A 21,864-nucleotide genomic window follows, 5' to 3' on the forward strand; every position below is an offset into this window, starting at 1 on the left:
CGAGCCGGGATGTCTGAGTGATACGGGTGATCCACTGCGAGCGCGTCGGAAGAGGACCATGATCCGTGGATTGATCGTCCTACAAGGGCTCGCTAGCCCCTATGAACGGGCGGGCTCTCGTGGGGCGGAATGTGCGGCGGTTGCGGGTGGCCCTCGGGTTGACCCAGGAGGCCCTGGCGGTCGATGCAGGCCTCGACCGCAGTTACGTCGGCCGCATCGAACGGGCGACGGAAAACCCGACGGTCGATGTTCTTGACCAACTGGCAGCCGCGCTCACGGTCGAAAGCTGCGAGGTGCTGCGCCGACCCGAGGACGGAGAGCTGCCTCCTGCGAAGATGAAGGCAGGTCGGCGTCCCAACATTGTCTGAATGAAGAGGACGCCATCGGTTCCCACTTCCTCTTGATGCAGGATCGGAACTGTTCGGCGTCGGAGCTGACCCTCAATCCATTCGAGGCGTATGCCGCCCTTCATGCGGTCTGCCTGGAGACCATCCTGGCGGCTTCGGGGACCGCGCGGGCCGCCAACTCGACGGTGTCGTCGTGAACGCGATCGCCAACCAGGAACTCTAGGAAGCGCCCGAGATCGCTGAACAAGTCGCTCCGTCCGCCGTAGAAGGCGCAGATGGCGGGCTCCTCGCGATCGGGCAGCCAGATCAGATAGGTCGCCTCGCGCGTATCGTCGTTGATGCCGAACAGGGTGACCTGTGCCTCGGTGATCGCCCACGGGAGCGTCCGTGATGCAGTCTGCGCATGGGCCTCCCGGCTCATGCACGTCTCGATGACGGCGGCGTCGATGGCGTCGAGATCCAACCAGGTCTGGTCGAGTGCTGCCTTTCGCCACCTGCCGGCGAACGCGTAGCGCTCCCTGAGCATCGGGCTGAGACGCATCGTTCTGGCAGCATCGAGGGTCACGATGTCATCCGGCGGGTCGGACGGCTCGCTCCGTGACTGCCGGATGCCGTCCTTCTTGTTCAAATCCCAGAGCTGCCTCAGTAGGTCGCAAACGCGGTCTGCCATGGATCCTCTCTGTACGGTTCGAGCCGGGGGCGCCTCCCGGCGCGTCTCAAGTGAAGCGGTCCGGTGTTCCAGTCCTGGGGAAGAAGTCGGCTGCGTGCGCAGGGCCGGCGCCAGCCATGATCGGGTCGAGAACGGAACACCCGACCCGCGCGACGTGCCGACTATGTCGGACCGAAGTTCTAAGGACCGGGGTCCGGTGCCGGCCCGACCTCCGGCTTGGTCCTGGGCCGAGGCGTCGGATACAGGACCAGTGCATGCTTGCCTGCATCCTGGGGGACTGCTCGCCCCTGGAGCGGCCCCGGCGCGTGCCAAGCTGGCGGGATCAACGGCCAGCTCAGGGTTACGGGGCATTCGGGATTCAGAGATCGAGGGGTTGATTTGGGCCGCGGCACGCGGACCGGGATCGTCCGGGCGTCGGCGGGAGATGCCGCGCCACCAGTTTAGGTCGTGCTCGGCGGAAGGCCGCATGCGAGAGACCATCCTCCGACTCGGTGGTCGGACGGCGCGCTGCATCTGCGAGGTTCTGGTCGTAGACGCGCGGCGAACGCGTCGTGCAGAAGCTGCCTCTTGTTCCAGGATCGTGGTGCGAATGACCGAGCGATGCATGGATCGCTTCCCCGACAGGCCCGTGTCCGCGGTACGCCCCCGCAAACGAGCCTCGACCACCCATAGTCGGGGAGTTGGAAAACCGAGCACACCCGGTCCCTACGACCTTTAGCACCGAGGCGCCTGGACATGCGTCGCACGCTCCCCGACCGCATGGTCAAGGAATCCGGTGCCCAAGCCGGCGGGCACCAAACCGGTGTGCTAGGGGTTTCCACGCCCCAGGGTGGCGCGTACCACCCCACTTCAATTATAGGCGTTCCTGCTGCGCAGATCCACCGTCCGGCTGGCGCCCGAAAAAAATTTGACGTAAGGTCCGACGAGCGGATCGAGGCTTGAGCAGCGCTCCGCAGCCGTTGGCGGAGGCCTGTCCGATGTTGGCTCAGGCGAGGCGTGTGCGTGAGGCATCGAGGTGGGATTGGCCCGGATCGGATACTGCTGGCGAATGCCGCGGCTCAGGCAGCTTGACTGGTGAGGCGAGCGAAGGGTGATCGGCGGGTCGACGCGATGGTTTCGCCTGCCAGCCAGTCGACGATCCGTCTGATGTTGAGGGCGGCGGCAGTTAGGACGTGATGGAGGTGGACCTTGGTCAGCCCGAGGTATCGAGCCCGCCGCAGATGCATGGTGCGTACGCCCAGCGACAGTGTCCCTTCGATGCCCGCCCGCCAGCGGTACTGCTCGGCAAAGGCATCATCGGCTTCTCGCGCCCGCGCGGCCTCCAGCGCGGCATGCTCCTCGCGCCGACGCGGCGTGAGCAACCGGCGCGGGCAGCGCGTACAGTTCTCCTTGAGCGCGCAGGGCTTGCAGTCCGCACTGGAGAAGCGGATGCGGATCACTGTACGACCCACGTTGTGATTGGGGCTCCAACTCGTCGTTGTGTGACCGGCCGGACAGGTGGCGATCTTCCGATCCCAGTCGATCTGGAAGTCCTGAAGCCTGAAGGCTCCCGACTGACGCCACTGCCACTGCCACTGCCACTGCGTATCCTATGGGCTCGGCCCGAGCAGCGTCACGGCATGATCGCGTGTACTGGCGAGCAGCAGGTCGGCATCGACCTAGAGCGCTGTGCGATCGGCCTGCAACGGCCAAGTTGGGTAGGGCGTTGGTTGGCTGAAGGAGCCAGCGATGACCTCACCCTTGTCCGTCGATCTCCGTGAGCGCGTCGTGTCTGCCGTCCTGGCAGGCGCGTCCTGCCGCCAAGCTGGCGAGCGGTTCGGCGTGAGCGCCGCCAGCGTCAGTCGCTGGCACGCCCGCCATCTCCAGAACGGCCACGTCCGACCCAAGCCGATGGGCGGAGACCAGCGCTCGCAGGTCATCGAGGCTCACGCCCCGCGGATCCTGAGGCTTTGCGAGGAGCGCGGCAACATCGTGCTGGCGGAACTGCGCGACGCCTTGGCCGAGCAGGGCGTCACCACCAGCACCAGCAGCCTGTCGCGCTTCCTGGCCCGCCATCGCATCACCCGCAAAAGGGGGCTCTGCACGCTGCCGAGCAGGACCGGCCGGACGTAGCGGAGGCGCGCCAGGCGTGGTTCGAGGGTCAACTCGACCTCGATCCGGACCGTCTGGTGTTCATCGACGAGACAGCCGCGTCGACCCGGATGGCACGTCGCTACGGATGGGCCCCGCGCGGCCAGCGCTGTCGCCTGCCGATGCCGTGCGGGCACTACAAGACTACCACCGTCACGGCGGCCTTGCGCACGAGCGGCCTGACGGCAACGGCGATCTTCGAGGGCGCTACCAACGGCCAGCGCTTCGTGGATTACGTCACCGACACCCTGGTCCCGGTGCTCCGGCCAGGCGACACGGTGATCCTCGACAACCTCCAGGCCCACAAGGTGGCGGGCGCGCGCGAGGCCATCGCGGCGGCTGGCGCGCGGGTGGTGTACCTGCCGCCCTACAGCCCGGAGTTCAACCCGATCGAGCAGGCCTTCGCCAAACTCAAAACCTTGCTGCGCACCGCAGCCGCGCGCACGGTCGAAGACCTGCATGCTGCGATCCGCCAAGCTTTCGCAGCTTTCACCCCGCAGGAGTGTCGCAACTACCTCAATGCAGCAGGCTACCAGACGGACTGCTACGTTTCAGCCTGATCGGGCGCTGCTCTAGCCGGCATCGACTAGTGCACTGACGCCTTCAAAACGTACATAGCTCGTTGCGATTTCTGATGCGGTTGCAGATGGTTGGCGAGAGCGGGCGTGGTGCGTTCGTCCGCGTCAGTGCACTAGTTCACCCCGCAAGTTCAAACACGAGGCGGTAGCCCTACCCGAAAGCATTTGTGGGTTGAAGATGCAGACTGCCGCTGAACTCGGGATACAGCCCTCCTGTGGCACCAGTAATGAGGCGTGCTGATGGAGACCCCCACGTAGATGTCGCCCCATAGGCTTGCCGGGTTCCGCTCCTACGAGCCCGGTCGCTTCGCCACCCACCGACTCTCCGTAAGGGGTTGGTTGCAGCGTCTAGCGCTGTGTCCAGGTTGATCCGGTTCCATACGCCTTCCTTATGCGATAATGAGGAAAATTTGGAGAAGCAACGTAGACGCCATTCAGGATGTCGAAGCCGCCGCCAGCCCAGCGCCAAGCGACCGGGCCAGGGGCAAGGCCATACAGCCTCGAGGCCAGAGTCAGGCCCCGGTCACACGCCAGACCACGTTGCCGACGTCGTCAGCCATCAGCAGCGACTTATCGGGACCGAGCGTGACGCCAACCGGCCTGCCATAGGAAACACTCTCGTCCGGGGCCAGAAAGCCGGACAGGATGTCGCGAGCCGGGCCGCAAGGGCGTCCGTTCTCGAACGGCACGAAGACCAACTTGTAGCCGCTCAATGTGCTCCGGTTCCAAGAGCCATGCTGCCCGATCGCCATACCATCCGGGAAGCCGGGCAGCGTTCCTGCCGGTACCCAGCAAAGTCCCAGTGATGCGGTATGGCCGCCCAGCGCATAGTCCGGTGTGATCGCGCGGGCGACAGCGGCGGCGTCCTGCGGCACGCGGTCATCGACCGTCTGCCCCCAATACGAGTACGGCCAGCCATAGAACCCGCCATCCTGCACGGACGTGAGATAATCCGGCGGCGTCTCATCGCCCAACCCGTCGCGCTCGTTGACCACCGTCCATAACACGTCCGTGTTCGGTTCCCAGGCGAGGCCGACGGGATTGCGCAGTCCCGAGGCGAAGATGCGGCTTGTGCCGTTGGCGAGGTCGAGTTCGTAGACGGCCGCGCGGCCCTCTTCGACCGCCATGCCATCGTCGCCGATGTTGCTCAGCGAGCCGACGCCGGCATACAGCTTCGTCCCGTCCGCGCTGACCAGCAAGCTGCGTGTCCAATGGCCGCCCGGCTTGAAGTCGACCAGCTTGCGGCCCGGCCCGGCGATCGTGGTAGTGCCCTCGGCGTAGGGAAATACGACAATGCCGTCGGTGTTGCCGACGTAGAACTTGTCCTCCACGAGGGCCATGCCGAACGGCTGGCTGAGGCCCGTGAGGAACGGCTCGCACGTCTCCGCCACACCGTCACCATCCGTGTCGCGCAGCAGCGTGATGCGGTTTGCACTCACCCCCGCGGCGCGGGCCCGCTTCATGGTCGCGGTCATGGCGTGGTCGAATAGATGTCGCATGACCTTGCGCGGCTCGCCGGACGATTCGGCGACCACCACATCCCCGTTCGGGAGCACATGAAGCCAGCGTGGATGGTCCAGCCCGGTGGCGAAGGCATTGACCTTCAGGCCGGGAGCAGCGACCGGAAGCTGCCCCGGTGACCACCCGCGTGCTGAGGGCATCTTCAGCGTCATGATCCGGCCCTGCGGCTTCGCGGTCGGAATGGTGGGCGCGCTGCCCCAGGCAGGTTCGTAGCTGCCATCGCGAAATCGCCGCAGCCTGGACGCGGCTCCACCGATCAACGAAACGCCTTGTGCAAATGCATTCGACAAGCTCAACGACCCTCTCCCAACGATTGTCGCCTGATCGGCTGAAGGCACCCGGGCTGGGTACGGCCGCCGAAAACCGGTGCTAGACGTGCGCCGCCGAGGAAGCGGAACTACGCCAGCGGCACGACCGTGGTTCCAGGGTCATGGTCTGCATCGCCATTGCAAGGGCCTGATCGATACCGCGTATGTTCAAGCCGACCACAGGCGGACGAACGCGGCAGGGTTGACGGCGCACGCATGACAGGTAGCGCCCTCACCCCGCGTGGGGGAGGTCGCCCAGTGCTGACGCGCTAGGAGCGTCATACAGCGCGTTCGAGGGGCGTCCTGCTGTCGGCATGCTCCCTCGCTGTCCCGCCGGTCCTCGGGCATCCTGAGCCCAGCACGACAGCTGCAGCTATTTGGGGCAGCTCTGCGAGGAGCGAGCCTCGTGAGCCCAGCCGGATATGACCCCTTGCAGACTTTCCGTCCTGCTGGCTGATACGTCCGCTTGGTAGGACGAAACGGACCTTTATGCAGCGGTCACCACATCAGCAGGTTCGAGTACATAAACGACCAAAGAAGACGCGAAGGGAAGCCCGCGATCAGGACGAAGCCATTGCAGCGACTCGGACAACGCCGTCAAGTCGGGATCCCGTCTCGGAAACCGTCTTACCACTCAAAATCGGATCACGCCTTTGACTTCACGCCCCAGCCAAGTGGCGGGCAGCGAGCCAACCGAAGGTGAGAGCAGGTCCCAGCGTGATGCCGGGTCCCGGGTATGTCCCGCCCATGACCGAGTTCATGTCGTTGCCGGCGGCGTAGAGGCCGGGGATTGGTTCGCCGCTGCGGTTGAGCACGCGGGCATGCTCGTCGGTCACTATCCCGCCGGCGGTGCCGATGTCGCCAGGATAGACCCGCACGGCGTAGAACGGCGCCGTCTTGACCGTGCCGAGGCAGGGATTGCCGTCCTTGATCGTCGGGTCGCCGAGGTAGCGGTTGTAGGCGTCGCCGCCCTTGCCGAACGCCGCGTCGCGTCCCTCCCGCGCGCCCTGGTTGAACGACGCGACGGTCTCGGCGAGGACGCCGCCGTCGAGGCCGAGCTGGCACGCGAGGTCGTCGAGGTTACGGCCCTCGACGAGGTAGCCGGCCTTCACGAGCTTGCGGAACGGGCGCCCGCCGGGGAGCACGAGGCCGAGGCCCCAGCGTCGGAGGAAGGCCGCGTCGCAGATCAGGTAGGCCGGGATGCTCGGCACGCTCCGGTGGCTCTCATGCATCGCGAGGCCGAACTCGTGGTAGGAGGTCGACTCGTTGACGAAGCGCCGGGCCGCGCCGTTGACCGCGATCAATCCCGGCTTCGCCCGCTCCCAGACGAGATGGGGATAGCGCAAAACCGTGCCGTCGGGCTTGGTGAGGATCGAGATCGGCGCGTGGAAGACGTTGGCGGCGTTCTCGCCCCGCACGACCGCCCCGGCCGCCTCCCCGAGCCGCAATCCGTCGCCGGTATTGCTGGCCGGCGCCATCGACCAGGGGCCGGTCGGGTGGGGCAGAAGGGCGTCGCGGCGCTCCGGGTCGTGCGGGAAGCCGCCGGTGGCGAGTACGACGCCGCGCCGGGCGCGGATCGCGACCTCGCGTCCCTCGCTGGCGACCACGAGGCCGACGACGCGCCCCTCCTCGACGAGGAGGCGCCGCGCCGGGCTGTCGAGCCAGACCGGAATCCGGCGGTCGAGGACGCTTTTGTAAAGCCGCGCCGCCAGCGCGTTGCCGAGGACGAGGCGGGTGCCGCGGTGGTGGCGCAGCCGGTCGGCGGCGTAGCGGGCGACGAGCCTCATCCCGTGCTTCCACGAGGCGAGCGAGCGGGTCACGCCGAGGAGGTGGTAGACATCCGTCATCGTCACCATCATGCCGCCGAGCACCGTGAATTCGGGGAGCGGGTCGCGCAGGTTAGCGAAATGCGGTCCGAGCTGCCGTCCGTCGAAGGCGAGCGGATCCATTGCGCGCCCGCCGAGCGAGGCGCCCTCGGTGTCGGGATAGTAGTCGGGCGAATAGGTCCGCGCCGCGAGCCGCAGTTCGGTGTGCCGTTCGAGGTAGTCGAGCATCCGCGGCCCGGCCTCGAGATAGGCGAGCTTCATCGCGTCGCTCGACCAGTTGCCGACGATGCGGTCGAGGTAGAGCTTCGCCCGCTCCAGCGTGTCGGGATGGCCGGCCGCCGTGCCGCGGTCGGTGTTCGGGATCCAGACCGCGCCGCCCGAGACGGCGGTGGAGCCGCCGACCCGGTCGGTCTTCTCGACGATGATCGCCGCAAGCCCCTCGATCGAGGCGGTGAGCGCGGCGCTCATGCCGCCGGCGCCGGCGCCGACGCAGATCACGTCCGTCTCGAGGTCGAAGGTCGCCGGAAGGGCGCCGGCTGCCGGCCCGCTCACAGCGCGTCGCCCCGGCGCGAGTAGTTGGTAACGCTCCAGCCGCCGTCGATCGCCAGCACGTGGCCGTTGATGTAGGCGGCTTCCTCCGAGCACAGGAAGTGGATCGCGTTCGCGACGTCCTCCGGCCGGCCGAGGCGCGGGAAGGGGATCGGGTCGATATTGAGCGCCTGGAAGCGCGCATCCGTGTCGATGCGCTCGCGGGTGAGCGCCGTCTCGATCACCCCGGGGGCGACCGCGTTCACCCGGATCCCCTTCGGTCCGTAATCGGCCGCCATCTGGTGGGTCAGCCCGACCACCGCCGCCTTGGTGGCCGCGTAGGGGGCGACCCGCGGGTGGCCGAACAGCCCGAACACGGAGGCGAGGTTGACGATCACTCCCCGGCCCGGTGCCAGGTGCGGCAGGGCCTCGCGCGAGAAGCGGAACAGCGCGCGCAGGTTGATGTCGATATAGCGGTCCCATTCCGCGTCGCTGGTCTGGTCTGCCGCCTTGGCGTTGCCGATGCCGGCATTGTTCACCAGCCAGTCGAGGCGCCCGAAGGCCCGCAGCGCCTCGGAGATGGCGGCGGCCGGTGCGTCGTCGGCTGTGACGTCCTTGACGAGGAGCGCGACAGCCTTGGAATCGCCGGCGAGACGCCGGGTATCGGCGAGACCGGCCTCGTTGAGGTCGAGGGCGAGGACGCGGGCCCCGGCGCGCACGAAGCGCAGGGTCGTGGCGCGGCCGATCCCCGAGCCGGCACCGGTGACGAGGGCGACGAAAGGTTCGGTCATGAGACGGCTCCCGGAGCGGATCAGACGGCGGTGCCGCCGAGCGACTTGCCGCCGTCGACGAACAGGACTTGGCCGGTGATGAAGTCGGTGCGGGGCGAGACCAGGAAGGACACGGCGTTGGCGACATCCTCGGGCCGGCCGGCCCGGCCGGTCGGCTGCAGGGCGAGCTGGGCGGCGATCCGCTCCGGCGTCATCTGCTGCAAGAGCGGCGTGTCGATGAGGCCGGGCGCCACCGCGTTGACCAGGATGCCGCGCCGGATCACCTCCATGGCGAGTGCCCGCGTGAGGCTGACCACGGCTCCCTTCGAGGCGACGTAGTCGACCTGGTTCAGCGCCCCGAGATAGGCCCGTGAGGCGATGGTGACGATCCGGGCGCCGGGCTCCATCCGGGTGAGCGCGGCCTTCGCGAGCAGGAACGGCGCGATCGTGTTGACCTCGTAGGCGCGTCGGAAATCATCGGCGGTCGTGGCCGCGATCGGCTTGTCGCGGAAGAGGCCGGCATTGTTGACGAGGGCCCGCAGCGGCGGAAGGTCGGCGATTAGCGCCGTCACCGCCGCCTCGTCGGTCACGTCGAGGAGCCGCGCCTCGGCCGAGCGGTCCTGCGCCCGCAGCGCGCCCGCCACCGTCTCGGCGCGGGCGGCTTCGAGGTCGGCCACCACGACGTGGAAGCCGTCCTCGGCCAGGCGCTCCGCGATGGCGCGCCCGATGCCGCTGCCGGCCCCGGTGACGAGGACATAGGGTTTGTCGATCATGATTGATCTCCGGGGCAGGTCACGCGCCGAGATACGCGGCGCGCAGGCTGTCGTCGGCGGCGAGCGCGGCGGAGGGGCCTTCCGCCGCCACCTCGCCGTTCTCAAGGATGTAGGCGTAGTCCGAGACGGCGAGCGCCACGGCGGCGTTCTGCTCGACGATGAGCAGGGTGAGTTTCTCGTCGCGGTGCAGCCGCACGATGATGTCGAAGATCTGCTGCACCAGGAGCGGCGACAGGCCGAGCGATGGCTCGTCGAGGAGGAGGAGCTTCGGGCGGGCCATCAGGGCGCGGGCGATCAGCAGCATCTGCTGCTCGCCGCCCGACATGGTGCCGGCCATCTGTCTGAAGCGCTTGGCGAGGATCGGGAAGTACCCGGTCATCACCTCGATGTCGCGGGCGATGCCGGCCTTGTCGTGCCGGCCATGCGCGCCGATGACGAGATTCTCATGGACGCTCATGTCGCGGAAGATCTCGCGCCCCTCAGGCACCTGCGAGATCCCGGCGGCGACGATCGCGTCCGAGCCGAGGCCGCGCAAGGAGCGGCCATTGAGGCGGACCTCGCCGCGCGTCGGCGCGACGATGCCGGAGATGACGTTGAGCGTCGTGGTCTTGCCGGCCCCGTTGGCACCGAGCAGCGCGACGACCCCGCCCTCCGGCACCCGCAGGCTCACCCCCGACAGGGCCTCGATGCGGCCGTAGCCGGCGGAGACGGCGTCGAGCTCGAGGAGGTCAGCCATGCGCTGCCTCCGCGTGAGCGGTCTCGCTCGGCTGCTTGGTGCCGAGATAGGCCTCGATCACCCGCGGATCGCCGCGCACCGCCTCGGGCGTGCCCTCGGCGATCTTCTCGCCGAAGCTCAGGACGGTGATCCGGTCGGAGATCGACATGACGAGCTGCATCACGTGCTCCACCAGCAGGACGGTGATGCCGCGCTCACGGTTCAGGTCGGTCAGGATCGCGTCGAGGCGCTCGATCTCGCGCGAGCGCAGGCCCGCGGCCGGCTCATCGAGGAGCAGCAGCGTCGGCGACAAAGCCAGGGCGCGGGCGACCTCGAGCAGCTTCTGGCGCCCGAAATCGAGGCCGTTCGCCTTGGTCTCGCGAAAGTCCTTCAGGCCGGTGCCCTCGAGGATCTCCTCCGCCCAGGCCCGGGTCTTGGGCGAGCGCGGCCGGAGGCGGTCGATCAGGCGGGTCTCGTGGCGCGAATAGGCGCCGAGCATCACGTTCTCGAGCACGGTCAGCTCGTTGAAGAGTTCGAGGTTCTGGAAGGTGCGGGCGATGCCGAGCCCCGCCATGGCGTGGGCCGACAGCCCGGTGACGTCGCGCCCGTCGAAGCGGATGCGTCCCTCCGTCGGTCGGTAGATCCGCGACACGCAGTTGAACACGGTCGACTTGCCGGCGCCGTTCGGGCCGATCAGGGCGTGGATCGTGCCGCGCTTCACGGCCATCGACAGGCCGTTCACCGCCGTGAGGCCGCCGAAGCGCATCGTGACGGCGTCGAGGGTGAGGAGATCGTCCATCGTGGTGCTCACCGCCGGCCGACGAGGGTGAAGACGCCGCGCGGCGCGTACATCATCACGAGGATCAGGATGCCGCCGTAGATCATCTCCTGGTAGGACGGCACCTGCCGCAACAGCTCCGAGACCAGCCCGAACGCGACCGCGCCGCCGAGCGCCCCCGTCACCGAGCCGACGCCCCCGACCACGATCATCGTCAGGACCAGAATCGTGGTCTGGAAGCCGAGGCTGTCGGGGTGGATGAAGGTCGAGAAGGTGGTGAACAGGCCGCCCGCCGCCCCGGCCAGGAAGGCCGAGAGGGTGAAGGCCAGGAGCTTGGTGCGCCGCACATTGATGCCGACCGCCGCGGCCGCCACCTCGGATTCCCGTACCGCCCGGAAGGCGCGGCCGAGGCCAGAGGCGTGCAGGCCGGCAACGAGCGCCACGATCACCAGCGTCACCCCGGCGACGAGCGGGAAGGCGGCCTTGTCGGTGAGGATCGGGTGACCGAACACCTCAGCCGGCGGGATGGCGAGCCCGTTCGGCCCGCCCGTCACCGGGGTCCAGTTGAGGAAGACCCACTGCATCGCCTCGCCGAAAGCGAAGGTCGACAGCGCCAGGTAGATGTCGCGCATGCGCAAGGACAGAACCCCGATCGCGAGCCCACACAGGGCGGCCAGCAGGCCGCCGGCCGGGAGCGCGAGCCAGAACGGCAGGCCCAGCACCTTCGCGCTCAAGGCCGCCGTGTAGATGCCGATGCCGTAGAAGGCCGCGTGCGCGAGGGAGAACTGGCCGGCCTCGCCGATGACGATGTGCAGGCCGAGCGACAGGACCACAAAGACCAGGAGCAGGTTGCCGATATAGACGACGTAGCCCGTGGCGAGCGCCGGCAGCGCGAGGCTGAGCCCGATCAGGAGGACCGCGACGGCGGTCAGGGTGCGCGCGCTCATACCTTCCTCACGCGGAGCCGGCCGCCGAACAGGCCCTGCGGCTTGAAGATCAGGACCAGCATGATGATGACGAACGGGGCGACAGTGATCGCCCGGGTGGAGACGAAGAGGCCGACGAGGTTCTCGGCGATGCCGATGATGAAGCCGCCGATCACCGCCCCTGGCAGGCTGGCGAAGCCGCCAACGATCGCCGCCGCGAAGGCGAGGGTAACGACGCCCCCCATCTCGGCGGTCATCAGGAGCTTCGGCGCGATCAGGATCGCGGCGATCGCCGAGATGCCGCCGGCGAAGATCCAGACCAGCCGCTCGGTGCGGCCGAGATGGATTCCGACGAGCTGCGCGGCGCGGCGGTTCATGCCGACGGCCCGCATCGCCCGCCCGGTGCGGGTCAGGTTGAAGATCGCGAAGAAGGCCGCCATCACCGCGAGCGCGGCGCCCAGGATCGCGAGGTCGAGGTAGCTCAAGGAGGCATGGCCCAGCGTGATCGAGCCCTCGGGCACCACGGAGGGGAACGAGCGCGGCGTGTCGCCGAAGCCGGTGGCGCGCACGAAGCCCTTGAGCACGTAGGACAGGCCCAGGGTCGCGATGACGAGGTTGACCGAGACGCCCCGCGCCGCGGCGACCCGGCGCAGCACGACGCGCTGGAACAGGCCGGCCGCAGCCGCGATGGCCACCACCATCGCGGGCGCCGCGATCCAGATCGGCAGCCCGACGAGCGCGATGAGGAAGAACGCCAGATAGGCCGCGGCCATGTAGAACTCGCCCTCGGCGAAGTTCGCCACGTCGGTCGTGCGGAACACGATCACCAGGGCGAGCGCCAGCAGGGCGTAGACCGAGCCGGTCACGAGGCCGGAGGCGATGCCCTGCTGGAGGAACAGGAAGACGATCTCGGAATCCATGGCCTTCGGCAGCGTGACGGGGAGGTGGCGGGCTGTCCTTGCCCTGACGGTCTCGACATCCTCCTCGTCATTCCAGGCACCGCTTCGCGGCCCCGGAACGACGAGGTGAGCGTGAAAACCCGCACGGAGGATCAGACAGGACCCGGAGCGATCACTGGCCCTGGTAGGTCCAGCGGCTGGCGAAGCTGCCCGGCACCGCGGTCAGACCCTCGCCGTCGAACTTGAAGTAGGTCGACGACTTCTGGGCGGCGTGCTCGGCCTTCGTCAGCACGATCGGCCCGGCCATGACGCCGCTGTCGAAGTCGGTGCGGTCGAGGGCCTCGATCACCTTGGCGCGGGTCGGGCTCGGCCCGGCGGCCTGAAGCGCCCGCACCACGGTCATCGCCGAGGGGATGCCGTAGGGCATGTAGACCTGCGGGTGATCGGGCTTGCCGGCGAGATTGGGGTAGTTCGCCTTGTAGAGATCGTAGATCCAGGCGAGCTTCTCCGAGCCGGGCTTCGCCGCCAGCACCTCCTCGATGTAGACGTTACGGAACGCCTCCTTCGAGCCGACATTCTCGGACAACTGCTTCAGGTTGGCGATGGCGTTCACCGCGATCACGATCGGCTTGTTGAAGCCGAGTTCCTGCGCTTTCTTCAGGATGAGTTGGGCCGGCCGGGCATAGGTGGCGATCACCAGGGCGTCGGCGCCCGACGCGCGCATCTTCAGGACCGGCGCCGTGACGTCGGTGATCGCCGGGCTCACCGCCTCGGGGACAAGCGTGACGCCGTTGTCCTTGGCCTGGAAGCGGGCCCCCTCCAGGTTCCAGGCACCGTAGGCGTCGTCGTGGTTGATGTAGGCGATCTTCTTCGCCTTCAGCTCCTTGCTGGCGAACTCGACCACCGAGCCGCCCATGGCGCGCTGCGAGATCGAGAAGGCGCCGTAGATGTTCGGCTGCGGCGGGTAGAGCGCGCCGTCGCCGGAGGCGTTGAGCATCACCCACGGCACGCCGGAGCGCACCACGTAATCCTTGGCGGCGACGACCGGCGCCGAGCACGACCCGCCGTTCAGGAGGAACACACCGTCCTGCTCAACGAGCTTCTTGACCGCCGCGACTACGTCGTTGGCGTTGCAGCGGTCGTCCTCCTGGACGATCTCGATCTTGCGGCCGTGGATGCCGCCGTCCTTGTTGATCTTGTCGTAGTACATCCGGGCGGCGTTCATCACGTCGAAGCCGTAGGCCATCGAGGCGCCCGAGAGCGGGCCGAACATCCCGATCTTGATCGTCGTCGGCGTGAGTCCGGGCTCGTCCGCCCGGGCCGGGGCCGCCAGGCCTGCGAGCGCCCCCACGGCGAGCGCGATCCGGCAAAGGCTGTGCTTGGACATCGCTTCCTCCCGTTTGTTGTATGCGTGTGTTGTAATCGTTTTTGTTATGATTGTTTCTGTCGGTCCCGGATCTACTGCATCCGGTAGCCGCCGTTCACGTCGAGCGTGGTGCCGGTGAGATAGGCTGAGGCCGGCGAGGCCAGGAACGCCACGGCTTCGGCGACGTCGCGCGGCTGGCCGAGGCGGCCGAGCGGAACGTTGGCGGCGGAGGCCGGCGTGGTGCCGGCGCCGCCGGCGGCGAGCCGCATCATGTCGGTGTCGATCAGGCCAGGGGCGACCGCGTTGGCGGTGATGCCGAGCGGCGCACCCTCGCGGGCGATCGCCTTGGTCAGGCCGAGGACGGCCGCCTTGGCGGCGATGTAGGCGGCGCTGGCATTGTAGCCGCCGAGCTGGGCCGCCACCGACGAGAACGTGACGACGCGCCCGTGCGGCACCGGCTCGTCCTGACGCCGCCGCAGGAAGGCGCGGGCGCACAGGAAGGTCCCTGTGGCGTTGACGCCGAGCATGTCCTGCCAATTGTCGAGCGAGGTCTCGGCGATCAGGGGCCGGCGGCCCTCGTGCAGGAGGAGCTTGCCGGCGTTGCAGACCAGGACTGCCACCGGTCCGAGGTCGCGCTCGACCGCCGCGAACAGCGCCTCGACGGATTCCTCGTCGGCGACGTCCACCGCGTAGCCGGCATGGCCCGACCCGGGCAGTTCGGCCGCGCTGCGGCGGGCGCTCTCCGCGTCGATATCCGCGGCGGCGATGGTCAGGCCGGCCCCTGCCAGGACGTGGCAGACCTCCTGCCCGATGCCGCGGCCCCCTCCTGTCACGAGCGCGATGCGGTTCACGGCCGTTCCCTCTCTATTTCTTGTTGGAGACCAGCTTGGATACATGCAACCGAGATGTCAAGGCGATATACGGCTTTATCTCTGGTCGAGGGCGATCTATGTATCCATGATGCGAACGCGATCCCAGGATGTGACGGAGATCCTACGCGGCTGGATCCTCGACGGGACCGTGCCGGCGGGCGAGCGGCTGGAGGAGGTGCCCTTGGCCGAGCGCCTCGGCGTCTCGCGCACGCCGCTGCGGGCGGCCCTGACCCTGCTGGCGACCGAGCGCCTGCTCGATTACCAGCCCAAGCGCGGCTACGTCGTCCGGCGGTTCGGGGCCGAGGACGTCTTCGCGGCCTACGAGGTCCGCGCCTCGATCGAGGGGCTGGCCTGCAGGCTAGCGGCGGCGAACGGCGTCCCGGACCCCGTGGCCGCGGCCCTGCGCGGCTGCCTGGCGGAGGGCGACCGCATCCTCTCGGGCGGCGCGCTGGCCCCGGGCGACCTCCAGCCCTACCAGGCGATGAACGAGCGTTTCCACGACGCGATCATCCTGCTCTCAGGCAATCCATGGGTCGAACGCTTCGTGCGACAGACCCACGCCATCCCGTTCGTGTCCGGCCGGGTGATCCTCTGGCACGATTACGGGGTGATCCGGCGCTCGCACGACGACCACCACCGGATCCTGGCGGCCCTCGTCGCCCGCGATCCGGCCCGGGCGGAGGACCTGATGCGCGAACACGTCTACTTCGCCGGGCTGTTCCTGCGCGACAATTTCGATCGCGTTCAAGCGAGGCCGGGCGACGAACCGGCCCCCATCGACCCATAGGAGGACGCTTCCCGATGAAAATCTACTTCTCTCCCGCCTCGCCTTACGTCCGGAAGGTCATGGTGGTAGCGCACGAGCTCGGCCTTGCCGACCGGATCGAGCGTCTGCCGAGCGCGGCCGGTCCGGTCCAGCGCGACGCGACGATCCGGCAGGACAATCCCCTCGGGCAGGTCCCGACCTTCTTCACCGACGACGGCACCGTCTTGTACGACAGCCGGGTGATCTGCGAGTACCTCGACGACCTCGGCGGCGGCCGCTTCTTCGGGTCGGGGGCGGAGCGCTGGCGCAACCTGACCGACGCGGCACTCGGCGACGGATTGCTCGGGGCAGCGCTGCTGGCCCGCTACGAGGCGGTGCTCCGGCCCGAGCCGCTGCGCTGGGCCGACTGGAGCCGCGGCCAGCTCGAGAAGGTGACGGATGCCGTCGACCGTATGGAGGCGACGGATCTCGGGGCGCGCCTCGACATCGGAACGGTTACCTTGGGGTGTGGCCTCGGCTACTTGGATTTCCGCTTCCCCGAGCTGGATTGGCGCATCGGTCGCCCGCGCGTGGCGGCGTGGTACGCCGATTTCGCGCAACGCCCCTCAATGACGGCGACCGCGCCCGGGGGATAAAGGCCCGGCACGGCCGCTCAGCCGGCCGCCGACGGCACGGGCGGCCGGACCAGGCTCCGGTTCGCCCCCAGCCGGCGCATCGCCCAGGGCGGGGATGCGCGATCGCGGTATGCATCTGGCCGACCAGAAGGCTTGGCTATCCGCCGACACGCGCGAGAGAGCGGTAGGGCGAAATCCCGCCGATTTCCCGAAGCTTTGCCCGCTTGCCGCCCCGGCGAGCGCTCGTGCCTCTGCGCCATCGCAACTGAAGCGGGAAGCTTCGCACACGGGCGGCCGAACTGGATCATGTCCACCACGACCGCAACGAGGTAGACGTCGCGCCGCTTCGGCCCGCATCGTCTCCAAGGAGATCCTCCGGCAGGGAGACGCTCGACAGGAACTCTTAACCTGTCACGCAACGACCGTTCAAAGCAGATGGCGCGATTGCGCAATGACTGCTCGGTCAATGGTGCAGGCTTGTCCTTCGGCGGACGGCAGAATGCGGTCCTGTAAGTACGGCTCGCTGCAACTAAGAGCTCTCAGCGGCCTCCGGTATCGCAAGGCGCGCATGACCGCTGGCGAGTGTTATTTATATTAAATTTCGTGAAACGGGAAATTATACTTACATCGTTGTGAGGATGTCTCGCAAGGTGCAGCTGCCGAAGCTGGCGATCGGCCGCTTGCGGTTCAATTCTTTGTTTCGATACAGTAATTTGCACTAAGCACGCATTTGGTATGCTGCGCGATTCCACAATGAGAGGTCGACGGCCTTGCGAAGCCATCTTCGATGTCTCGCGCAAGATTCAAGTACGAAGAGGCCCATCTGATCCATGGCTATCCGCGGAGAAAAGTTCAAGCAACCATGGCGGACAGGCGAGCCTTCAACACGATGTAGAAGGCCGACGCGGCCGGCGTCAGAGAGACGTTGCGCCGTCGCACGAGACTGATCGTGCGATGGATCATGGGCTCGGTCAGCAGTACTTCGACGAGCTCTTCGACGACTGAGGTCGCCCTCGACGCCGCCGGCAGGATCGCTGCCCCGACGCCGGCTGACACGAGGGCGATCGCCGTTGGTGTGCTCTCGACGACGAACCGCCCACGCCCCGGAAGACCCGCGGCCGTCAGCTCCGCTTCGACGAGGCGCCTGTTGCCGCTCGCGCCGCCCAGCGTGATGAGATCGATGCCGCTCAAGTCCGCCCACCGGATCGCCTCGGCGCCCGCGAGCGCATGGCCCCGGTGACAGACCAGAACGAGCGGGTCGCGCATCAGCTGATCCTCGATGAGATCCGTATCATCGTCCTGCTGGATATGAATGCCGAAATCGGCCTCGCCCTGACGAACGGCCTCGGTTACGAGCACACCCGAGCGTTCGAGGATCTGAACCCGGTTCTGCGGATAGTCGCGCGCGTAGGCGTTCAGCACGTCCGGCAGCTGCCGGAATGCGACCGACTGAAGCATGGCCACCGTCACGTCGCCGACCGAGAGGCGCGAGGTTGCGCGCAGGCGCTCGATACCCTGCGTAAAATCGGCGATGAGGCGCGTCGCGAGGGGAAGGAACTCGCTTCCGACCGAGCTGAGCCGCACTGCGCGCGTGGTGCGGTCGAACAGGGTCAGTCCGAGGAAGCCCTCGAGCTTCTGGATGCGCCGGGTGAGCGCCGTCTGCGTCAGCCCGAGTGCCTCGGCGGCCCGGTGATAGCTGCCGAGCTCCGCGATCAGCACGAAGGCCTGAACACCGTCTGCGGGCAGCTTCATGCCAGTCAATCATGAATTGATGCGATAAATTCGTTTTACTCGAGCTATCGCGCCGATGACAAGGGGAGTCGCCGTACCCGGCGCCTCGACCTCGTTCGGCCAACGATCCGGGCGCGAGGGGCGCGGGAGAACCCGGCCCGACAACAACAAAGAATCACGTCGCGGAGGAAACCATGAGCCTGCCCATCGCCGCCGGGTCCTCGGCTGCGTCCGCCGTCGCGCAGCCGGCCAGATCACGAAAGACGCTCTGGACGCGGGCGATGGAGACGCGGATCGGCATCATTCCGCTGCCCGTCTACGTACTGTTGCTCGTCCTGATCGCCGCCTTCTCGATCAAGGGCAAGATCTCCGGCGAGGTCACCGTGATGATCGGGGTGATCGTCGCGGGCGGATTCACCTGCGCCGAGATCGGCCGGCGCATCCCGGTCCTGCGAGCGATCGGCGGCTCGTCGCTCGTGACGATCTTCCTGCCCTCCTTCCTCGTGGCGCACCAGCTCCTGCCGGCGCCACTGGTGCAATCGGTCACTGCCTTCACCAAGTCGACGAACTTCATCTACCTGTTCATCACTGCCGTCGTGGTCGGCTCGATCCTGAGCATGGATCGGCGGGTGCTGATCCAAGGCTTCGCCAAGATCTTCATCCCGCTCGGCCTCGGCTCGCTCGCGGGGATCACGGTCGGCGGCTGCGTCGGCTGGCTCGTCGGCATCGGTTTCTGGCGTTCGATCCTCTACGTGGTCGTGCCGGTGATGGCCGGGGGCGTCGGCGAGGGGGCGATCCCGCTGTCGGTCGGCTACGCCGAGGCGCTCGGCGCCGACCAGGGCAGGATGCTCGGCCAGATCCTGCCGCTGGTGTTCTTCGGCAACCTCGTCGCGATCGTCGTTTGCGGGGCGCTCAACACGCTGGGCAAAAGCCGGCCGGACCTCACCGGAAACGGCCAGCTCCAGCCCGGTCCGGGCGAGGCGGGAGACCCTGAGAAGCACGATGCGGCGCACAGCAACACCACGTCCATCGACGTGGCTACGGTCGCGGCCGGCGGCATCACGGGCATCGCGATCTATATCCTGGGCACGCTGATCCACTCGCTCATCGGCCTGCCGGCTCCGGTGGCGATGCTGTTCCTCATCGTGGCGGTCAAGATCCTCAACGGTGTGCCCGCTCCATTAGCGGAAGGCGCGCGCGTGGTGTTCCGCTTCTTCGTAATCGCGGTGACCTACCCGCTGCTGTTCTGCACGGCGGTGGCGCTCACCCCCTGGCACGAGCTGGTCGAGGCGTTCCATCCAGCCAACCTCGTCACGATCGTCGCCACCGTGATGGCGCTGGTCGCCACCGGCTATTACGTCGGGCGCCTGCTGAAGATGTACCCGATCGAGACGGCGATCGTGAATGCCTGCCACAGCGGGCTCGGCGGGACCGGCGACGTGATGATCCTCACCGCTGCCGAGCGGATGGAGCTGATGCCGTTCGCCCAGGTCGCCACCCGTATCGGCGGGGCCCTCACCGTCACCGCCGCCATCGTGGCGATGGCCCACTTCAAGGTTCTGTGATGCGATGGGGAGGTTCGCCATGCTCATGCGCAGCAAGCTGTTCGTGCCGGGATCGCGCCCGGAGCTGTTCGCCAAGGCCGCGGCGGGCGCGGCCGACGCCCTGTCCTTCGATCTGGAGGATTCCGTGCCGCCTGCCCGCAAGGCGGAGGCGCGGGACGCCCTCTCCGCCTATCTCCGCGCGGCGCCGGGCGATCTCGGCAAGGTTGTCGTCGTGCGGGTGAACGCCGCCGGCACCGCTCACTTCGCCGCGGACCTCGCGGCGATGGCGCTCCCCTGCACGGACATGATCAACCTGCCGATGGTCGAGGAGCCGGAGGCCGTCACGGACGCGGCCGCACACCTCGATCGTATCCGGGAGGCCGGGCACATCCGCCTGCTCGTCAACATCGAGAGTCCGCGGGGCCTGCGCCGGGCCGCCGAGCTGGCGGCCGCCCATCCGCGGGTGGCGGGCCTGCAGATCGGCTACGCCGACCTGCTGGAGCCCTGCGGCATCGATCGGGCGGATCAGGCGGCGCTCGCCCACATCCGCCTCACCGTCCGGCTCGCTGCGGCGGAGGCGGGCTTGCCGGCCTATGACGGGGCCTTCGCCGGCGTGAAGGACCCGGACGGCTACCGCGCCGAGTGCGAGGCCGCCCGCCGGCACGGCTTCGCCGGCAAGAGCTGCATCCACCCGAGCCAGGTCGCCATTGCCAACGCGGCCTTCCTGCCGAGCCCGGCCGAGATTGCGTGGGCGCGCCGCATCCTGGAGGCGGCGGCGGACGCCGAGGCGCGCGGGCTCGGGGCGGTCCTCGTCGACGGCCAGATGGTCGACCCGCCCTTCCTCAGCCGCGCCCGCGCCACCCTGGCGCTGGCCGATCTGCAACCCGGCATGGAGGCATGACCTCATGAGCGATCTCGCCCAGCGCGACTACCAGCCCGGTGCCAAGGGCACCCTCGACGGCGTCCGCGTCCTCGACCTCTCCCGCCTGTTCGCCGGTAACGTCCTCACCCAGATTCTCGGCGACTTCGGCGCCGAGGTGATCAAGGTGGAGCCACCCGAGGGTGACACGCTGCGCGCCTGGAAGACCGAGGGCATCGAGACTCACTGGAAGATCTACGCTCGCAATAAGAAGAGCCTTTGCCTGTCGATGCGCGATCCGCGCGCGGTCGACTTGATCCGTAAGCTCGTGCCGTCGTGCCAGGTCTTCGTCGAGAGCTTCCGGCCGGGCGTGCTGGAGACGATGGGGCTGTCGCCCGAGGCGCTGCACAAGCTGAATCCCGGCCTGACGATCATCCGTATCTCGGGATGGGGCCAGGACGGGCCCTACGCGCAGCGGCCCGGCTTCGGCACGGTGATCGAGGGTTTCTCAGGCTTTGCGTCGATGAACGGGTTCGGCGACCGCGAGCCCGTGCTGCCGCCGATGTACCTCGCCGACGGAGTGGCCGGGCTCTACGGAGCGTCGGCCGCGATGATCGGCTTGCGCGAGGTCGAGGTGAATGGCGGCCGGGGCCAGGTGATCGACCTGCCGCTGCTCGATCCGCTCTTCGCCATCCTCAGCCCGCAGGTGGCCAACTACCGGCTCACCGGCAAAGTCAAGCCGCGCACGGGATCGCGCTCGACCAACTCGGCGCCCCGCAACGCCTATCGCTGCAGCGACGGGCTCTATGTCGGCCTGTCGGGCTCGATCCAGAGGATGACCGAGCGGCTGTTCCGGGCGATCGGCCGGCCCGACCTCGTGGACGATCCGCGCTTCCGGACCAATGCCGACCGGCTGCGCCACGCCGACGAGCTCGACGCCATCATCGGGGCGTTCATCGGTGCCCGCACGCAGGCCGAGACAGTCGCGTTCTTCGAGGCGGCCGAGGTCACGATCGGGCCGATCTACGATGCCTCGCAGATCGTGAAGGATCCGCACGTCGTCGCCCGCGAGTTGGTCGCCGACTACCCTGACCCGGAGATGGGCCGGCTTCCCATGCACCACATCGTGCCGCGGCTCGGGGGCACGCCCGGCACGATCCGCACGCCCGCCCCGCGGCTGGGCGAGCACAACCGGGACCTGCTCGCGGAGATCGGCGTCGCCGGCGACGCTTTCGATGCGCTCGTCCGCGACGGCGTGGTCTGTGGATGACCTGACACCGGCCGTGGGCGCCGACGGCGATTCGGCCTCACGGCCGCCGGGAACCCCGCACGGCGCCGCCCGA

The 21,864-nt window shown here is 68.1% G+C and carries 20 protein-coding genes; 7 read left to right on the top strand and 13 right to left on the bottom strand.

Annotated features, from left to right (window positions below):
- Nucleotides 1–101 precede the first annotated feature (101 nt).
- Nucleotides 102–368, top strand: coding sequence for a helix-turn-helix domain-containing protein (locus tag HBB12_RS33520; RefSeq protein ID WP_236993573.1), 267 nt, complete (start codon nucleotides 102–104; stop codon nucleotides 366–368).
- Nucleotides 369–468: 100 nt separating this feature from the next.
- Here the strand turns inward: HBB12_RS33520 and HBB12_RS33525 are convergent, their stop codons facing one another.
- Both HBB12_RS33525 and HBB12_RS33530 read right to left on the bottom strand, forming a co-directional pair.
- Entirely contained in the window at nucleotides 469–1,017 is a 549-nt protein-coding gene (locus tag HBB12_RS33525; protein WP_236993574.1) for a hypothetical protein, read from the bottom strand.
- Nucleotides 1,018–2,075: 1,058 nt separating this feature from the next.
- Entirely contained in the window at nucleotides 2,076–2,540 is a 465-nt protein-coding gene (locus tag HBB12_RS33530) for a transposase (protein WP_336886980.1), read from the bottom strand.
- A gap of 205 nt (nucleotides 2,541–2,745) precedes the next feature.
- On the opposite strand from HBB12_RS33530, the gene HBB12_RS33535 reads away from it, so the two are divergent.
- A protein-coding gene (locus tag HBB12_RS33535; protein ID WP_442919406.1) for an IS630 family transposase occupies nucleotides 2,746–3,707 on the top strand; the annotation gives its coding sequence in 2 pieces (ribosomal slippage) (nucleotides 2,746–3,085 and nucleotides 3,085–3,707; 963 coding nt in all).
- Nucleotides 3,708–4,237: 530 nt separating this feature from the next.
- Here HBB12_RS33535 and HBB12_RS33540 read toward each other — a convergent pair.
- From HBB12_RS33540 to HBB12_RS33585, 10 genes are all read right to left on the bottom strand, one after another.
- On the bottom strand, nucleotides 4,238–5,542 hold the full coding sequence (locus HBB12_RS33540; protein ID WP_236993577.1) for a PQQ-dependent sugar dehydrogenase: 1,305 nt from the start codon (nucleotides 5,540–5,542) through the stop codon (nucleotides 4,238–4,240).
- A gap of 671 nt (nucleotides 5,543–6,213) precedes the next feature.
- Nucleotides 6,214–7,932: an FAD-binding protein gene (locus HBB12_RS33545; RefSeq protein ID WP_236993578.1), complete on the bottom strand. Its 1,719-nt coding sequence runs from the start codon at nucleotides 7,930–7,932 to the stop codon at nucleotides 6,214–6,216.
- A complete protein-coding gene (locus HBB12_RS33550; RefSeq protein WP_236993579.1) occupies nucleotides 7,929–8,699 on the bottom strand; it encodes an SDR family NAD(P)-dependent oxidoreductase in 771 nt (256 codons plus the stop codon). Before HBB12_RS33550 ends, HBB12_RS33545 begins: the two co-directional genes overlap by 4 nt.
- A 20-nt stretch (nucleotides 8,700–8,719) precedes the next feature.
- Complete coding sequence (locus tag HBB12_RS33555) at nucleotides 8,720–9,451, bottom strand: SDR family NAD(P)-dependent oxidoreductase (RefSeq protein ID WP_236993580.1); 732 nt, start codon at nucleotides 9,449–9,451, stop codon at nucleotides 8,720–8,722.
- 19 nt (nucleotides 9,452–9,470) lie between these two features.
- Nucleotides 9,471–10,187 (bottom strand): ABC transporter ATP-binding protein, encoded by a 717-nt coding sequence (locus HBB12_RS33560; RefSeq protein ID WP_236993581.1) that lies wholly within the window; start codon nucleotides 10,185–10,187, stop codon nucleotides 9,471–9,473.
- Nucleotides 10,180–10,965: an ABC transporter ATP-binding protein gene (locus tag HBB12_RS33565; RefSeq protein WP_236993582.1), complete on the bottom strand. Its 786-nt coding sequence runs from the start codon at nucleotides 10,963–10,965 to the stop codon at nucleotides 10,180–10,182. Before HBB12_RS33565 ends, HBB12_RS33560 begins: the two co-directional genes overlap by 8 nt.
- Nucleotides 10,966–10,973: 8 nt before the next feature.
- On the bottom strand, nucleotides 10,974–11,891 hold the full coding sequence (locus HBB12_RS33570) for a branched-chain amino acid ABC transporter permease (protein ID WP_236993583.1): 918 nt from the start codon (nucleotides 11,889–11,891) through the stop codon (nucleotides 10,974–10,976).
- Nucleotides 11,888–12,790 carry a branched-chain amino acid ABC transporter permease gene (locus HBB12_RS33575; RefSeq protein WP_236993585.1) on the bottom strand — a complete coding sequence of 301 codons (903 nt, stop codon included), beginning with the start codon at nucleotides 12,788–12,790 and terminating at the stop codon, nucleotides 11,888–11,890. Before HBB12_RS33575 ends, HBB12_RS33570 begins: the two co-directional genes overlap by 4 nt.
- A 151-nt stretch (nucleotides 12,791–12,941) precedes the next feature.
- The gene (locus HBB12_RS33580; protein ID WP_236993586.1) at nucleotides 12,942–14,156 is read right to left on the bottom strand and encodes an ABC transporter substrate-binding protein; all 1,215 of its coding nucleotides are present in this window, start codon (nucleotides 14,154–14,156) and stop codon (nucleotides 12,942–12,944) included.
- 71 nt (nucleotides 14,157–14,227) lie between these two features.
- On the bottom strand, nucleotides 14,228–14,986 hold the full coding sequence (locus tag HBB12_RS33585; RefSeq protein ID WP_236993587.1) for an SDR family NAD(P)-dependent oxidoreductase: 759 nt from the start codon (nucleotides 14,984–14,986) through the stop codon (nucleotides 14,228–14,230).
- A gap of 130 nt (nucleotides 14,987–15,116) precedes the next feature.
- On the opposite strand from HBB12_RS33585, the gene HBB12_RS33590 reads away from it, so the two are divergent.
- Both HBB12_RS33590 and HBB12_RS33595 read left to right on the top strand, forming a co-directional pair.
- Entirely contained in the window at nucleotides 15,117–15,794 is a 678-nt protein-coding gene (locus HBB12_RS33590) for a GntR family transcriptional regulator (protein WP_236993588.1), read from the top strand.
- Nucleotides 15,795–15,808: 14 nt separating this feature from the next.
- Nucleotides 15,809–16,408: a glutathione S-transferase gene (locus tag HBB12_RS33595; protein ID WP_236993589.1), complete on the top strand. Its 600-nt coding sequence runs from the start codon at nucleotides 15,809–15,811 to the stop codon at nucleotides 16,406–16,408.
- Between the two features lie 831 nt (nucleotides 16,409–17,239).
- Here HBB12_RS33595 and HBB12_RS33600 read toward each other — a convergent pair.
- Nucleotides 17,240–18,139 (bottom strand): LysR family transcriptional regulator, encoded by a 900-nt coding sequence (locus HBB12_RS33600; protein WP_236993590.1) that lies wholly within the window; start codon nucleotides 18,137–18,139, stop codon nucleotides 17,240–17,242.
- A gap of 173 nt (nucleotides 18,140–18,312) precedes the next feature.
- On the opposite strand from HBB12_RS33600, the gene HBB12_RS33605 reads away from it, so the two are divergent.
- The 3 genes from HBB12_RS33605 to HBB12_RS33615 are packed head-to-tail and all read left to right on the top strand — an operon-like array spanning nucleotide 18,313 to nucleotide 21,791.
- Nucleotides 18,313–19,683: a 2-hydroxycarboxylate transporter family protein gene (locus HBB12_RS33605; RefSeq protein ID WP_236993591.1), complete on the top strand. Its 1,371-nt coding sequence runs from the start codon at nucleotides 18,313–18,315 to the stop codon at nucleotides 19,681–19,683.
- A gap of 25 nt (nucleotides 19,684–19,708) precedes the next feature.
- Nucleotides 19,709–20,563 carry an HpcH/HpaI aldolase/citrate lyase family protein gene (locus HBB12_RS33610; RefSeq protein ID WP_236993739.1) on the top strand — a complete coding sequence of 285 codons (855 nt, stop codon included), beginning with the start codon at nucleotides 19,709–19,711 and terminating at the stop codon, nucleotides 20,561–20,563.
- 4 nt (nucleotides 20,564–20,567) lie between these two features.
- On the top strand, nucleotides 20,568–21,791 hold the full coding sequence (locus HBB12_RS33615; protein WP_236993592.1) for a CaiB/BaiF CoA transferase family protein: 1,224 nt from the start codon (nucleotides 20,568–20,570) through the stop codon (nucleotides 21,789–21,791).
- The last annotated feature ends 73 nt before the right edge of the window (nucleotides 21,792–21,864 follow it).

The organism is Methylobacterium sp. SyP6R (assembly GCF_019216885.1).
GTDB lineage: Bacteria > Pseudomonadota > Alphaproteobacteria > Rhizobiales > Beijerinckiaceae > Methylobacterium.